Here is a 14187-nt window from a genome sequence, read left to right on the forward strand (position 1 = left end):
CGTCCATGATGCCTCCGCAGCGCCCGACGCAAACGAGAACGACGCGCGCGCGGTGCCGCCCCGCATTAGTGTTGGCTCGTATGAGCGTCGATATCACCGGCACGGATGCCTGGCAGAAGCTGACCGATCACCATTCCGCGATTGCCGATACTCATCTTCGAACTCTGTTCGCCGATGACGCCGACCGAGGTCGTACGTTCACCCTCGAGGCCGCGGACCTGCACATCGACTACAGCAAGCACCGAATCACCAGTGAGACCCTCGCATTGCTCGTCGAACTGGCCCGTACCGCCGATGTCGAAGGCAAGCGCGACGCCATGTTCGCGGGCGAGCACATCAACACTTCCGAGGACCGCGCCGTTCTGCACACTGCGCTGCGTCTGCCGACCGACGCTTCCCTGACCGTCGACGGCCAGAACGTGGTTGCCGATGTACACGAAGTCCTTACGGCCATGGGCGAATTCACCGACCGAGTGCGTTCGGGCGAATGGGTCGGCGCCACCGGCGAGAAGATCGCCACCGTCGTCAACATCGGTATCGGCGGCAGCGACCTCGGACCGGTCATGGTCTACAACGCGCTCCGCCACTACGCCGACGCCGGGATCTCTGCGAAGTTCGTCTCGAACGTCGACCCCGCCGATCTGGTCGGTGCGCTCGACGGACTCGACCCCGCGTCGACGCTGTTCATCATCGCGTCCAAGACGTTCTCCACCCTCGAAACGCTGACGAACGCCACCGCGGCGCGGCGCTGGCTCGTCGATGCGCTCGGTGAGGACGCCGTTGCCAAGCACTTCGTTGCCGTGTCCACCAACGCCGAGCGGGTTGCGGATTTCGGTATCGATACCGCCAACATGTTCGGTTTCTGGGACTGGGTGGGCGGACGCTACTCCGTCGATTCGGCAATCGGGTTGTCGGTCATGGCCGTTGTGGGCAAGGAAGCGTTCGGCGAGTTCCTCGACGGTTTCCATCGCATCGACGAGCATTTCCGCACCACACCACTGGCCGAGAACGCGCCGGTTCTGCTCGGCCTCGTCGGCCTGTGGTACAGCTCCTTCTTCGGCGCGGAAACCCGTGCAGTGCTGCCGTATTCGAATGACCTCTCCCGTTTCGCGGCGTACCTGCAGCAGCTGACGATGGAGTCCAACGGCAAGTCCGTCAAGGCCGACGGCTCCCCCGTCACCACGCCGACCGGCGAGATCTTCTGGGGCGAGCCGGGCACCAACGGCCAGCACGCCTTCTACCAATTGCTGCACCAGGGAACACGTTTGGTGCCTGCGGACTTCATCGGATTCGCCGAACCCACCGACGATCTGCCCACCCGCGACGGCACCGGCTCGATGCACGATCTGCTGATGAGCAACTTCTTCGCCCAGACCAAGGTGCTTGCCTTCGGCAAGACGGCCGAGGAGATCGCCGCCGAGGACACTCCGGCAGATGTGGTGCCGCACAAGGTGATGCCCGGCAACCGCCCGTCCACCTCGATCCTCGCCCCCAAGCTCACGCCGTCGGTGGTCGGCCAGTTGATCGCCCTGTACGAGCACCAGGTGTTCGTCGAAGGTGTCATCTGGGGCGTCGACTCCTACGACCAGTGGGGCGTCGAACTCGGCAAGACCCAGGCCCTCGAACTGACGCCGGTACTCACCGACACCGAAGCTCCTGCCGCACAATCGGATTCATCCACCGACGCACTGGTGCGCTGGTACCGCTCGCAGCGGGGTCGTTCGGTCTAGGGGCCACTCCGTCGCGAATCAGCTCCCCACTTTTGGATATGCGCCTCCGATCGGCGTCGGAAATCCAAAAGTGGGGAGCTTTTCCGTTGCTGATGGATCCGTTTCGACACCCGGCGCGTCCAAGCAGTCATGGACTTACCCCAGACGGATCTGTTCACCCGGGCCGATGCGCTCGCGTTCGGCTTGACCGACGACGACCTGCGGAGACTTCGCCGCACCGGTGAACTGTCGGTACTGAGGCCGGGGTTCTACGTGCCGCATGCGGTTCTGCAATCAGCGAGTCCGACCGAAAGACATTCCTTGCTGGCGCGGTCTTATCTGACATCCGCGCCCGCGGACCACGTGCTCAGCCACGTCTCGGCGGCCATCGCATGGGGCTTCGACATCTGGCAGCTACCGCTGGACAGGGTGCACATGACGCACGGACTCGACTACGCCAGCAAGCGTCGCCCGCTCCGAATTCTCCACGGCACCACGCTGGAACCCACCGAGCGGACGACTGTCAACGGCTTTCCGGTCACCACGGCAGCCCGCACCGTCGTCGACATCGCGCGCACCACGACCGTCGAGCGGTCCGTGTGTGTAGGCGACAGCGCGCTGAGGTCCGGCCACACCGATTCCGACGCACTGTCGACGGCGGTGGAGTCGGCACGGTTCCGCACCGGTATCTCCGCCGCCCGACGTGCGGTGTCACTGATGAGCGGGCGCAGCGAGAGCGTCGGCGAATCTCGAAGTCGGGTGCTCTTCGAGACGCTCCCCCTGCCGACTCCGCTGCTCAATCAATGGGTGTACGACGGTGCGGGCCGCTTCGTCGGACGGGTCGACTTTCTGTTCTGGGAGTTCAAAGTGATCGGTGAGTTCGACGGCGAATCGAAGTACGACTCCAAGCAGGTACTGCTCGACGAAAAGTATCGAGAGGACCGGCTCCGCGAGTTGGGGTGGGTGATCGTGCGGTGGAATTGGCGGGACCTGGACGATCCTCGAACACTACTTCGCCGCTTCGAGCAGGCATTCGCCCGCGCGGCAGGCCTTCCTACGCCGGCCGGGTGGTTCGGAGACCAGCGGCTGGTGCCCAATCAGCTCCCCAGTTTCGGATAACCGACTCCGATCAGCGTCACAAATCCAAATATGGGGAGCCGATCCCCCCAGAGCCGATCCGCCGCATCACACCCGCGTCAACACTGCCGCCGTATCGACTCCTGTCGGCAGGGTGCCGAAGGCGATGCCCCAGTCTCGGTCGAGTCGACTGGCGCAGAAGGCGTCGGCAACCGCGGCATCCCCGTGCATCACCAGTTGCGCGCCTTGGAAGGTCAGGGCCATCAGTTCGACGACTCGCCGGGCCCGGTATTCCATGGTGGAGGTGTCGGAGAGTTCCTTGCCGACGCGGGCGATGGCGTCGTCGAGGCGAGAATCCGCGCCCGACGCCTGGCCGATCTCACCGAAGAACGCCTCGACGCTGTCGGGTTGGCGGGCCAGTGCACGGAGGGAATCGAGTGCGGCGACATTCCCGGAACCTTCCCAGATCGACATCAGCGGCGATTCACGGAACAACCGAGGCATCCCGGATTCCTCCACGTAGCCATTGCCACCGAGACATTCGAGTGCTTCCGCGGCGTGTGCCGGTGCTCGTTTGCAGACCCAGTACTTGGTGACGGCCAACGCGATTCGACGCAGTGCGCTCTCCTGCTCGTCGCCGCGGGCCGAACCGTCGGTGGCCTGCGCCAGCCGGATCATGGCGGCAGTGGCGGCTTCGGATTCGATGGTCAAGTCTGCCAGCACGTTTCGCATCAGAGGCTGATCGCCGAGTGCGGCCCCGAACGCAGACCGATGACGGGCATGATGGACTGCGCGCACGGTAGCGTTGCGAATTCCGGCCGCGGACCCGATGACGCAGTCCAACCGGGTCATGTTGACCATCTCGATGATGGTGCGCACACCGCGACCCTCTTCGCCGACGAGCCAGCCGGTGGCCCCGTGGTATTCGAGCTCACCGGATGCGTTCGACTTGTTGCCGAGCTTGTCCTTCAAGCGCTGCAGCATCATTCGGTTGCTGGTGCCGTCGGGCAGCACGCGCGGCAGCATGAAGCACGACAGCCCGCCCGGTGCCTGCGCCAGGGTGAGGAACATGTCCGACATCGGCGCTGAGGTGAACCACTTGTGGCCGGTGATCGAATACGTTCCGTCCGAAGACGGCGTGGCGGTGGTGGTGTTGGCGCGTACGTCGGATCCGCCTTGCTTCTCCGTCATCGACATGCCTGCGATCAGTCCGCGCTTGCTCGACGGGGTCCGCAGGCCGAAATCGTACTCCCTCGACGCCAGCAGCGGCTCGTACTGCGCAGCCAGAGAAGGATTGTGCCGCAACGCCGGAACGACGGCGTAGGTCATCGAAATGGGGCACATGTGCCCGGCCTCGGCCTGCCCCCAGACGTAGAACTTCGCGGCGCGGGCAACGTGCGCTCCGACGCGGTCGTCGGCCCACGGACTGGCGTGCAGTCCGTGCTCGACGGCAACGGTCATCAGATCGTGCCAATGCGGGTGGAATTCGACCTCGTCGATGCGGTGCCCGTACCGATCGTGGGTCTTCAACACGGGCGGGTTCTCGTTGGCGAGCCTGCCCCACTCCTGGGCCGCCACTCCACCGGCCAGAGTCCCGAGCCGGCGGACCTCGTCGAGTGCCCAGCCTGCACCTGCCCGCGCCACACCGTCGAGCAAAGACGGGTCCGCGGAGGTGTCGTAGGGGGTCAGGTCGATTGCCTGGTTGAATACCTCATGCGTGTCCATCTCGAACTCCTAACGCGCGCAACGACAATGCGACGAGACTGGGTACTGGATCCACCGAATCGTGCGAGGACAACGGGCCGACCATCACTTCGCCGACGGCACCGACCAGAGCTGCTGCCGAGATCGCCGCGTCCTGCTCGGGGATCTCTCCTGCTTCGATGCCCGCCACGATCGCGTCGGCGAAGGCGTCGGTGAATTTCTGCCGGAACACCAACCGCTCGGCGTCGACGGCCGGGTCCACCGGTTCGGCCAGCAGGGCATACGCCATCGTCCGGTTCTTCAGGGCGCGTCCGGCGAAGGTCTGCACCACTGCGGTCACTCGCTCGACGGCGCTGCCGCGCTCGCACGCGGTGACCACTGCGGCAACCTCCCGACTGCAGACCTCGCGGAAGATCGCGACCACAAGATCCGATTTCCCCTCGAAATGGGTGTAGACGCTGCCGGAGGACACCCCTGCTGCAGCGGCGACCGACGCCACCGACAGGCCGGCGTACCCCTGCGTCGAGAGGACCTCGATGGCGGCGGCGAAGAGTTTCTTGCGTGCGGCATCGAGCCTGGCCTGCACTGCAGGGGTTCTTCGGTACGGCATGCAAGGATTGAAGCACTGATTCATTGCTTCATGCAAGAGAACTCGAGTAACGTTCACTGACATGCCGGTACGGATCGAGCGATCAGGCCCCGTCACCACCATCGTCCTGTCGCGCCCGGAGGCACGCAATGCCGTCGACGGCCCCACCGCCCAGGAGTTGATCCAGGCGTTCGAGGAGTTCGACGCCGACGAATCCGCCTCGGTGGCAGTCCTGTGGGGCGACGGCGGCACCTTCTGCTCGGGAGCAGACCTCAAGGCCCTGGGCACACCGCGCTCGAATCACGCGACCGAACACGGGGACGGCCCGATGGGCCCGACGCGAATGCGGTTGTCCAAGCCCGTCATCGCGGCAGTGTCGGGATACGCCGTCGCGGGCGGACTGGAACTCGCTCTGTGGTGCGACCTACGCATCGCCGAGGACGACGCCACGTTCGGCGTCTTCTGCCGGCGCTGGGGCGTTCCGTTGATCGACGGCGGCACAGTGCGATTGCCGCGCATCGTCGGCACCGGCCGGGCGATGGACATGATCCTCACCGGTCGTGCCGTCGACGCCGAGGAGGCGTTGAACATCGGCCTGATCACCAGGGTGGTCCCGGTGGGCCGAGCCCGGTCGGAAGCGGAGGCGTTGGCTGCCGAACTCGCGCTGCTGCCGCAGACCTGTATGCGTGAGGATCGACTGTCCCTGCTGGAACAGGACGGCCTCGACGAGGAGTCCGCCCTGAAGAACGAATTCCGGCACGGTGCCATCTCCATCAACGCCGACGCCCTCAGCGGCGCGAGCAGGTTCGCGTCGGGAGCGGGACGACACGGCACCGCGAGCCCGTGAAATCCACACGACTGTCGGTGATCGACGAGATATTTCTACGTACCCACCGCGGCTACGGAATTCCCATTGCACTGCAAGGCATCTGGCGCACCACCGAGACGGTGGGCGAAGAAGAACTCCACCGGGTCCACGACGAACTGGCCGTCGGGCAGCTCGGTCGTCGAGTCGGCAAGCCCCGCACACCCGGGGCACGACTTCGATGGGACATCTCAATCGAATCGCTTCCGCTCGATTACGGCACCGAGGCGGTCGACGACATCATCGGATGGGCCGATGCACAGGCAGACGTTCGACTCGACCCGCAGTACGGGCCCGGCTGGCGGTTGACGGCCGCGCCCGTTGCACACGGCGGCACCGTGCTGTCTCTGGTGTGTTCGCACGCGCTGGCCGATGCTCGCGAGCTCATCGACGCTGCCGCACAGGCATTCTCCGGATCGACACCGGTGCCGGTGCTGCAACCGGGCTCGGATGTGAAGGACGCGATCTCGATGATCGTCACGGTTCTCCTACGATCCATCGCGGCGACGGCGAGATTGTGGGTCAGTAAGAAGGCCCGAGCAGAATTGCGGGCGTTCACCACCGCCGACAGCGGCGGTATCGCACCGCACCACGCACGCAGGATGCAGTCGGTGATCGTGGATATCGATGCTGCGGAGTGGGATTCGGCTGCGCGACGCGTCGGCGGATCAGCAAATTCGCTGTTCGTCTCCGTCGTCGCCGCCACGATGAGCGAACTCGGGTCGCCCGCGGTGACCGTCGACATTCCTTTTCGCACCGGGTCCGGTGATGCCAACGCGATCGGAATGGCCACCGTCGCCGTCCGCGGAGACGCCTCGCCCGCGGCCATCCGCGCAGCGTGCAAGGCAGCGTTCGGCAAGCCCGTCGGAGCACCCGCAGGCTATCCACCCGAGATCGTCCAGCTGCTCCCCCACCGCGTCGCCGCGAAGCTGACGTCGACCCCGGGGCGCGGAGAAGTGTTGTGCTCCAACATCGGCGACATACCCGACGGCGTCTCCGCACTGGGCTCCCACCGATCGTGCGGACTCGCGACCCGCGCGATCCATCCGAACCCGTCGGGCGCGCTGTCGACGATCAGGATGTCGACCTACCTCTCCCGACTGGACGGCAACTACACACTCTCGCTCGTGTGCACCGACGACGCTCTGGCCGGATCGACGGCCGAGCTCACCGCGGCCGTGCAACGAGCCCTGGCGACGCGGAATCTGGCCGCCAAACCCTGGTAGGTCTACCGTTGTCGCCATGAACGAGCACGATATCCACACCAAGATCCAGCAGCTCATCGCCACCGAGCACAAGCTTCGCACCGAGGCCCAGTCGGGCGACATCGACCCGGACACAGAAAAGGCCCAACTGGCATCGCTCGAGCACGCCCTCGACCAGTGCTGGGACCTGCTCCGCCAGCGTCGGGCTCGCATCGACGCAGGCAAGAACCCCGACACCGCAACCGCCAACAGCGTCGACCGGGTCGAGGGGTACTTGCAGTAACCCCGGCCCTGGAGCTAGACCATCCGATCCGTCAGCACGTTCGGCAGGAACCGCAGCGCCGCGTCGATGCCCCGCCACTTGAGTCCGGGTAGCGCGGCGCGGCGGGTTTCGCTCTCGATCGCGTCGACCATCGCCGATACTCCCTCGTCCAGAGTGGCTGTGAGAGCGGCACTGTCGCCCGCTTTGGCGGACATGTCGGTGGCGATGAAGCCGGGCAGCAGGGTGGTGACGGCGATGTCGGTTCGCGACAGCTCCGTGGCCAACGATTCACCCAGCGAGGCCACCGCGGCCTTGCTGGCCGAGTAGGTCGCCTTGGCCCCCGGTAGTCCCCGGTCGGCGCTGATGGACGAGACGAACACCAGGTGCCCGCGCTTCTGCTCACGGAAGATCGACAGCGCGGCCTCGGCCTGCGAGAGCGCCCCGATGAAGTTCGTGCGGGCGGTCTGCAGGTTCGCGTCGGCTCGCCCGGTACCGATCTTCGCGCCCTTGCCGAGCCCGGCATTGACGATCACTCGATCGAGGCCGCCCAGTTCGTCGCGCAATTTTCCGAACACCTCACCCACCGCATCGTGATCGGTGACGTCGAGGGCTCGGACCACCACGGTGATGTTCGGGTTGTGGTGCATCAACTCGGCGCGAAGTTCGTCCAACCGCTCGACCCGCCGGGCGCAGAGCGCCAGATCCCGGCCCATGCCTGCGAACCGTCGCGCCATTTCCTCACCGAGCCCCGAGCTCGCTCCGGTGATCAGAATCTTGTTCCGAGTGGTCGCCATAAGCGGCGAGCCTATGTCACTGTGGAGCAATGGCCTCAGACAGCTCGGAATTCGATGTCATCGTCATCGGCGGTGGACCGGTCGGCGAGAATGCCGCGCAGTACGCGATTGCAGGCAGCGACCGCACCGCCGCGATCGTCGAGCACGAACTGCTCGGCGGCGAATGCTCGTACTGGGCGTGTATGCCGAGCAAGGCGCTGCTGCGCCCCGGCGAGGTTCTCGACACCGCACGAAACATGCCGGGGGTCAAGGAACTGGTCGGCGATCAACCCCTCGATGCCGATGCCGTCCTGGCCCGACGGGAGTCCTTCACCCACGGCCTCGACGATTCCTCGCAGATGACGTGGGCAGAGTCGGCAGGGATCTCCGTCATCCGCGGTCACGGACGCCTCAGCGGGGAGAAATCCGTCGAGGTCGACGGCCGTACGCTGACCGCGCGGCACGCAGTCGTTCTCGCCACCGGAACCACTGCATCGGTGCCGAACACCCCGGGCCTGCGCGACGCCCGGCCGTGGATCTCCCGCGATACCACCAACATTCACGAGACCCCGGGGCATATCGCGATCATCGGCGGTGGCGTCGTCGCGACGGAAGCGGCCACCTGGTTGCTCTCGCTCGGGGCGAAGGTGACGATGATCGTGCGCGGCTCGTCGTTGCTGGCCGGTTCCGAGCAGTTCGCAGGCGAACTCGTCGCCGAGGCTCTGAAGAAGCGCGGCGCCACGATCATGCTCGACGCCTCCCTCGAGTCCGTGGCCCGGGAGAACCCGGCCGACACCGGCATCGGCCGGATCCACGGTGGCCCGGTCGGTCTCGTCGTCGGCGGCACCGAGATCACGGTCGACGAAATTCTCGTCGCCGCGGGCCGCACTCCGGCGAGTGCGGACCTCGGGTTGTCCACTCTCGGACTCGAGGAGGGGCGCTACATCGACGTCGACGATCATCTGAACGTTCCCGGCCACGAGTGGCTCTACGCGGTGGGCGACGTCAACGGACGAGCGCCGCTGACGCACATGGGCAAGTACCAGGGCCGCGTGGCCGGCGACGTCATCGCCGCCAGGGCCGAGGGAAAGTCGTTGGACAGCAAGAGATTCCGTGCGAGTGCAGACCACGGCCAGGTTCCCCAAGTGGTGTTCACTCCACTCGAGGTGGCCTCCGTCGGACTGACCGAGGCCAAGGCCAGGGCGGCGGGCATCGACGTCGAGATCGTCGCACAGGCCATCGCCGTCGCGGGTTCGTCTCTGCAGCAGGACGATTACTCGGGGCGCGCGCAGCTGGTGATCGACCGGGCCACCGACACGATAGTCGGCGCGACCTTCGTCGGTCCGGGTGTCGCAGAGCTGGTCCATGCGGCCACTGTGGCTGTGGTCGGCAAGGTTTCGCTCGACGACCTGTGGCATGCGGTGCCGTCGTACCCGACGGTCAGCGAGATCTGGCTTCGCCTGCTCGAATCTCGTCGCTGAGTCCGCGAACAGGCACAATTCCCGACATGGAATACGAGCGGGGTTTCGACAGACTGGTCAACTTCAGCGATGCCGTGGTTGCGATTGCTGCGACGCTGCTCGTTCTTCCGTTGGTGGAACTGGCCGAACCGGACGAAAGCGCACAATTCGTCGATATTCTGCGTGACCACGGGGTCGAGCTGTTCGCATTCGTGCTCAGCTTTCTGGTCATCTTCTCGCAGTGGCTCAGCCATCATCGCGTCTTCCGCAACCTGGTCGGCTACACCCGCGGTCTGATGTGGGTGAACTTCGTCTGGTTGCTCGCGATCGTGTTCCTGCCGTTCCCCACCAAGTTGATCGCCGAGAAGAGCGGGTACGACGCGAGCGCGGCGCCGCTGTATGTCGCGACCATCGCAGTGTCGGTCATCGCGATGTTCGTTGCCGATGTCATCGTCTCCCGGCATCCGAACATCGTCGCCGACGACGCACCGAGCCACGGCAGCGTGCGCAACGGCGCGATCACCTCGGTTCTCATCCTGGTCGCCCTCGGACTGGCGTTCACGCCGTTGGGCCTGTGGTCGCTGCTCGTTCTGTTGCTGACAGCGCCGATCAACCGCCTCCTCGGCCGTGTGTGACGAGTAGATTGGTCGGGTGACCACCGAGAGCACGTCGAAGCAGCAGCCGCTTCTCGTGCTGGGCAAGATCACCGAGATTCTCGACGCCTTCTCGTTCGACCGTCCCTCGATGACGCTCGGTGAGATCCAACAGACCACCGGCCTGCCCACCTCGACGGTGCAGCGCCTCGTCACCAACCTTGTGCAGCAAGGATTTCTGGACCGCGGCGGGGATCGCATTCGCATCGGGGTGCGGATGGCCTACTGGGCGGCGACGGCGACCAAGGACCTCGACGTGCTGTCGGTCGTCAACCCTGTGCTCAAGGACATGCGCGATCTGACCACCGAGACCGCGTGTTTCTTTCGGCCGGAGCAGAACTACCGCGTGTGTGTCGCCATCGCCGAGACTCGCCATGCATTGCGCCGGGACATGTACGTCGGCAAGGTGATCCCGCTCAGCGCGGGATCGGCCAGCCGCGTCCTGCTGGCCTGGGACGACGAGCTGGCCGAGCGTGTCCTGTCCCGTGAACTCGAATCGATGACCGCGCAGACGGTGACCGAAGCCGAGACGATGCGAACGCTGTTGGCGCAGACCAGAGCCGACGGCTACGCGATCACCACCGGCGAGCGCGAGACCGGCGCGTCGGGACTGTCCGCACCGGTGTTCGATTCGGCCGCGGACATCGTCGGTGCCGTCACCATCAGCGGACCTACACTGCGGATGCCGCAGTCGCAGTGCGAGGACTGGGTGGATCTGCTGATCTCCCACGCCGAGCGGATCACGAGGACCCTCGGCGGCCGCTACCCCGCGTGAGACCAGGCGTCGGGATTCACCGGATGCGGAGGCATCGAACCGCCGAACATCGCTGCTGCGTTGGTAGCGCACAGCCGCGCCATCTCCGAACGCACCGACACCGTCGCGCTTCCCACATGTGGGAGCAATACCGTGTTGGGCAGATCCGCCAGGCCGGGCTCGAGAGATGGCTCGCGCTCGTAGACGTCCAATCCTGCTGCGGCAACGGTCCCCTCGCGAAGCGCGGTCACCAGAGCGGCCTCGTCGATCACCGGTCCTCGCGCGGTGTTGATCACGATCGCCGACGGTTTCATCGCCTCGAGTACGGTGGCGTCCACCAGATGGTGGGTGGAGTCCGACAGCGGAACATGCAGGGACAGAAAATCGCTGGTCGTGACGATCTCGTCCCAGGATGCATGCTCGACGCGACCGGCGAACTCGCCGAGCTCGTTCTCGGAGACCGTACGGTCGCCGGGTGGGCGCGGACAGAACTTGACCGTCATACCGAAGCCCAGTGCCCGACGCGCGGTGGCGCGGGCAATGCGGCCGAAGCCGGCCAGCCCCAGCACCCGGCCCGAGACATCGCTGCCGAGAAGCAGTTCGGGCTCCCACCCGGTGAACGAGCCGGAACGCACGAACGCATCGGCCTCGACGGCTCGGCGGGCCGTGGACAGGATGAGCAGCATCGCGATGTCGGCGGTCGAATCCGTCAGTACCCCGGGCGTATTGGCGACGGTGATGCCGCGTTCGGTTGCGGCTGCGATGTCGATGTTGTCGAATCCGACGGCGTAGTTGGAGATCCCGACCAGTGCTGCCGAGGCCAGCAGCTCCGCGTCGAACCGATCACGCAACTGGGATACGACAACGGAGTACTCCCCCGAGGCGCAGGCGTCGACCAACTGCTCGTGATCGACCTCCCGCAAGTCGACATCGCCCGCGGCGCGCAGGATGTCCATGCCCGGCGAGGGAATCTCGGTGGTGACGAGGATGCGGCTCATACGACCCACTCGAAAGCACGCGCTTCGGACCGCGCACCCTGAACGGTTTTCGATCGCATGGGCTCGCCCAGTTCGGTGAGCAGTTCCTCGGACAGGTCCACCATGGCCGCCAGTGTTTTCGGCTCGAACCAGTCCGGCCGGGTGGCGAAGAGGATGTCCTCCGACGAGGTGTTTCCGCTGGCACCGGGCGCGAACGGGCACCCGCCCAGTCCGCCGAGCGAACCGTCAACCATCGTCGCTCCGGCAGAGATCGCGGCGAGAGTGTTCGCGACGCCCAGGCCCCAGGTGTCGTGACCGTGGAACACCACTCTGCGGTCGGGGGTTTCCGCGCGGACCCGCGAGATCAGCGACGAGATCTGCACCGGCACTGCCTGCCCGAGGGTGTCGCAGATGACGATATCCGTTGCACCGGTTGCTCGTTCGTCGTTGGCGATCTCGATGACCCGGTCCGGCGGCACCTGCCCCTCGAACGGGCAGGTGAAGGAGGTCGCGATGCAGAGCTCTATCTCACCGCCCACCGATCGAGCGATGTCGACGGCGTCGGGCATCGCAGCCAGCGATACCTCGGTGGTACGGCCGATGTTGGCCTGATTGTGCGAGTCCGACGCGGAGAAGCAGTACTGGAAATTGCGAGCCCCGGCGGCGGCGGCCTTCTCGACGTGACGTGGAGTGGCGACCCACACCCAGCATCGTGCGAGTTCGGCGGCGGTGAGCGCACCGATCACCTCGAGGGTGTTGGCCATCGGGGGCACCTTGTCGCCCCGCGCCATCGATCCGATTTCGAGTGAAGGCACGCCGAGTTCGATGAGGGCCCTGATGATCTCGAGCTTTCGTTCGGTGGAGAGCATCTTGCCGGTGAGCTGCAGGCCGTCGCGCATCGTGACGTCGCGAAGCTCTGCGGCGGGAGCGAATCGATACATCTCAGAGGCCCATCTCTTCGTCGGTGCGGCCGAGCAGAGTCGACAGTACTTCCCTGGTGTGTTCGCCGAGATCCGGTCCGACCGAACGAATAGGTAGGGACGCGTCACCGATCACCGGGACGACGCCGACGAATCCGACGTCGGTGGGCTCGTCGCCTCCGGTGTCGACCGGGAAGTGCTGAATCATGTTGCGGGCGGCGTACTGTTCGTCGGCGACGATGTCCGCCGCGGTGTAGATCGGACCCGACGGCACCCCGGCGGCGTCGAGAATCTTCAAAGCCTGCTCGCGAGAATGCAATCCGGTCCAGGCCGAGATGGCTGCGTCCAACTCGTCGCGTCGACGCCACCGACCGGCGTTGGACGCCAGGTCCGGGTCGGCTCCCAGATCGGGACGATCGATGGTCTCCATGTAGCGCTGGAAGATCGCGTCGCCGTTGCCGGCGATGATGATCGAATGACCGTCGTTGCACGGGTATGCGTTCGAGGGTGCGATGCCCTCCATCCGGCCGCCGGTGCGCTCGCGTTCGACACCGTAGGCGAGGTAATCCGGAATCAACGATTCCATCATCGACAGAATCGATTCGTTCAGCGCCACATCGATGGAACGCTGCGCCAGCGACAAGTCCGGTGCCTGCGCCGCGCGCTGGGTCTGCCGTTGGAAGAGGGCCATGACGCATCCGAACGCCGCGTACAGCCCGGCGATGGAGTCTCCGATCGACACTCCTACCCGGACGGGCGGCCGATCCGGATCACCCACGAGATTGCGGAAGCCGCCGTATGCCTCTGCGACGGCAGCGAATCCGGGTCGCTGCGACATGGGGCCCGTCTGGCCGAAGGCCGAGATGCGCGTGATGATCAATTCGGGGTTGGCTGCGCTGAGCACTTCCGGGGAGATACCCCATTTCTCCAGTGTGCCGGGCCGGAAGTTCTCGAGCACGATGTCGCACTTCGCTGCGAGGTCGACGACGTCCTTGCGGCCCTGTTCGGTACGCAGGTCGAGCACGATCGACTTCTTGTTGCGGTTGATCGTGCGATAGAGCATCGACGTGGTGCCGGAGTACAGCCGCCAGTTGCGAAGCTCGTCGCCGGTTCCCGGCCGTTCGACCTTGATGACCTCGGCACCGAAGTCGGCGAGCATGCGCGCCGCAGTGGGGGCGGCGATGTAGTTGCCGAGCTCGAGAACTCGAACTCCGCTGAGCGGCAGTGCCATCGTGTTCC

The 14187-nt window shown here is 65.6% G+C and carries 14 protein-coding genes; 8 read left to right on the forward strand and 6 right to left on the reverse strand.

The window, feature by feature from the left end; translation table 11 throughout:
* Positions 1 to 80 precede the first annotated feature (80 nt).
* Positions 81 to 1730, forward strand: a complete 1650-nt coding sequence (gene pgi, locus AB0366_RS01835) for a glucose-6-phosphate isomerase (protein ID WP_366242478.1) — start codon at positions 81 to 83, stop codon at positions 1728 to 1730.
* 129 nt (positions 1731 to 1859) lie between these two features.
* Positions 1860 to 2828 carry a type IV toxin-antitoxin system AbiEi family antitoxin domain-containing protein gene (locus AB0366_RS01840; RefSeq protein WP_121870685.1) on the forward strand — a complete coding sequence of 323 codons (969 nt, stop codon included), beginning with the start codon at positions 1860 to 1862 and terminating at the stop codon, positions 2826 to 2828.
* A gap of 66 nt (positions 2829 to 2894) precedes the next feature.
* Here AB0366_RS01840 and AB0366_RS01845 read toward each other — a convergent pair whose 3' ends face one another.
* Both AB0366_RS01845 and AB0366_RS01850 read right to left on the reverse strand, forming a co-directional pair.
* Positions 2895 to 4511 (reverse strand): acyl-CoA dehydrogenase family protein, encoded by a 1617-nt coding sequence (locus tag AB0366_RS01845; protein WP_366242479.1) that lies wholly within the window; start codon positions 4509 to 4511, stop codon positions 2895 to 2897.
* A complete protein-coding gene (locus tag AB0366_RS01850) occupies positions 4498 to 5100 on the reverse strand; it encodes a TetR/AcrR family transcriptional regulator (protein ID WP_366242480.1) in 603 nt (200 codons plus the stop codon). The genes AB0366_RS01845 and AB0366_RS01850 overlap by 14 nt, the downstream gene beginning before the upstream one ends.
* 61 nt (positions 5101 to 5161) lie before the next feature.
* Between AB0366_RS01850 and AB0366_RS01855 the strand changes: the two genes are divergently transcribed.
* The 3 genes from AB0366_RS01855 to AB0366_RS01865 are packed head-to-tail and all read left to right on the forward strand — an operon-like array spanning position 5162 to position 7432.
* Positions 5162 to 5926 (forward strand): crotonase/enoyl-CoA hydratase family protein, encoded by a 765-nt coding sequence (locus AB0366_RS01855; protein WP_366242481.1) that lies wholly within the window; start codon positions 5162 to 5164, stop codon positions 5924 to 5926.
* The gene (locus tag AB0366_RS01860) at positions 5923 to 7170 is read left to right on the forward strand and encodes a hypothetical protein (RefSeq protein WP_366242482.1); all 1248 of its coding nucleotides are present in this window, start codon (positions 5923 to 5925) and stop codon (positions 7168 to 7170) included. Before AB0366_RS01855 ends, AB0366_RS01860 begins: the two co-directional genes overlap by 4 nt.
* 16 nt (positions 7171 to 7186) lie before the next feature.
* Positions 7187 to 7432, forward strand: coding sequence for a DUF2630 family protein (locus tag AB0366_RS01865; protein WP_037191897.1), 246 nt, complete (start codon positions 7187 to 7189; stop codon positions 7430 to 7432).
* Positions 7433 to 7446: 14 nt separating this feature from the next.
* Here the strand turns inward: AB0366_RS01865 and AB0366_RS01870 are convergent, their stop codons facing one another.
* On the reverse strand, positions 7447 to 8205 hold the full coding sequence (locus tag AB0366_RS01870; RefSeq protein ID WP_121870689.1) for an SDR family oxidoreductase: 759 nt from the start codon (positions 8203 to 8205) through the stop codon (positions 7447 to 7449).
* 29 nt (positions 8206 to 8234) lie between these two features.
* On the opposite strand from AB0366_RS01870, the gene AB0366_RS01875 reads away from it, so the two are divergent.
* Genes AB0366_RS01875 through AB0366_RS01885 form a run of 3 tightly spaced genes read left to right on the forward strand, consistent with a single transcriptional unit; the run spans position 8235 to position 11072 of the window.
* Entirely contained in the window at positions 8235 to 9665 is a 1431-nt protein-coding gene (locus AB0366_RS01875; RefSeq protein WP_366242483.1) for an NAD(P)/FAD-dependent oxidoreductase, read from the forward strand.
* A gap of 26 nt (positions 9666 to 9691) precedes the next feature.
* Positions 9692 to 10279, forward strand: coding sequence for a TMEM175 family protein (locus tag AB0366_RS01880; protein ID WP_366242484.1), 588 nt, complete (start codon positions 9692 to 9694; stop codon positions 10277 to 10279).
* 16 nt (positions 10280 to 10295) lie between these two features.
* A complete protein-coding gene (locus AB0366_RS01885) occupies positions 10296 to 11072 on the forward strand; it encodes an IclR family transcriptional regulator (RefSeq protein ID WP_366242485.1) in 777 nt (258 codons plus the stop codon).
* On the opposite strand, the gene AB0366_RS01890 is transcribed toward AB0366_RS01885, so the two are convergent.
* The 3 genes from AB0366_RS01890 to AB0366_RS01900 are packed head-to-tail and all read right to left on the reverse strand — an operon-like array spanning position 11060 to position 14179.
* A complete protein-coding gene (locus AB0366_RS01890; protein WP_366242486.1) occupies positions 11060 to 12049 on the reverse strand; it encodes a D-glycerate dehydrogenase in 990 nt (329 codons plus the stop codon). The two genes, AB0366_RS01885 and AB0366_RS01890, sit on opposite strands and share 13 nt — an antisense overlap.
* Positions 12046 to 12969 (reverse strand): hydroxymethylglutaryl-CoA lyase, encoded by a 924-nt coding sequence (locus tag AB0366_RS01895; protein ID WP_366242487.1) that lies wholly within the window; start codon positions 12967 to 12969, stop codon positions 12046 to 12048. The genes AB0366_RS01890 and AB0366_RS01895 overlap by 4 nt, the downstream gene beginning before the upstream one ends.
* Position 12970: 1 nt before the next feature.
* Complete coding sequence (locus AB0366_RS01900; RefSeq protein WP_366242488.1) at positions 12971 to 14179, reverse strand: CoA transferase; 1209 nt, start codon at positions 14177 to 14179, stop codon at positions 12971 to 12973.
* Positions 14180 to 14187 lie beyond the last annotated feature (8 nt).

This window comes from Rhodococcus sp. NPDC076796 (assembly GCF_040702765.1).
Classification (GTDB): domain Bacteria; phylum Actinomycetota; class Actinomycetes; order Mycobacteriales; family Mycobacteriaceae; genus Rhodococcoides.

Coding starts and splice junctions, on each gene's coding strand:
- AB0366_RS01895 (WP_366242487.1), bottom strand. CDS start 12,969: ATGTATCGATTCGCTCCCGCCGCAGAGCTTCGCGACGTCACGATGCGC.
- AB0366_RS01855 (WP_366242481.1), top strand. CDS start 5,162: ATGCCGGTACGGATCGAGCGATCAGGCCCCGTCACCACCATCGTCCTG.
- AB0366_RS01865 (WP_037191897.1), top strand. CDS start 7,187: ATGAACGAGCACGATATCCACACCAAGATCCAGCAGCTCATCGCCACC.
- AB0366_RS01875 (WP_366242483.1), top strand. CDS start 8,235: ATGGCCTCAGACAGCTCGGAATTCGATGTCATCGTCATCGGCGGTGGA.
- AB0366_RS01850 (WP_366242480.1), bottom strand. CDS start 5,100: ATGCCGTACCGAAGAACCCCTGCAGTGCAGGCCAGGCTCGATGCCGCA.
- AB0366_RS01845 (WP_366242479.1), bottom strand. CDS start 4,511: ATGGACACGCATGAGGTATTCAACCAGGCAATCGACCTGACCCCCTAC.
- AB0366_RS01840 (WP_121870685.1), top strand. CDS start 1,860: ATGGACTTACCCCAGACGGATCTGTTCACCCGGGCCGATGCGCTCGCG.
- AB0366_RS01890 (WP_366242486.1), bottom strand. CDS start 12,049: ATGAGCCGCATCCTCGTCACCACCGAGATTCCCTCGCCGGGCATGGAC.
- AB0366_RS01870 (WP_121870689.1), bottom strand. CDS start 8,205: ATGGCGACCACTCGGAACAAGATTCTGATCACCGGAGCGAGCTCGGGG.
- AB0366_RS01880 (WP_366242484.1), top strand. CDS start 9,692: ATGGAATACGAGCGGGGTTTCGACAGACTGGTCAACTTCAGCGATGCC.
- pgi (WP_366242478.1), top strand. CDS start 81: ATGAGCGTCGATATCACCGGCACGGATGCCTGGCAGAAGCTGACCGAT.
- AB0366_RS01900 (WP_366242488.1), bottom strand. CDS start 14,179: ATGGCACTGCCGCTCAGCGGAGTTCGAGTTCTCGAGCTCGGCAACTAC.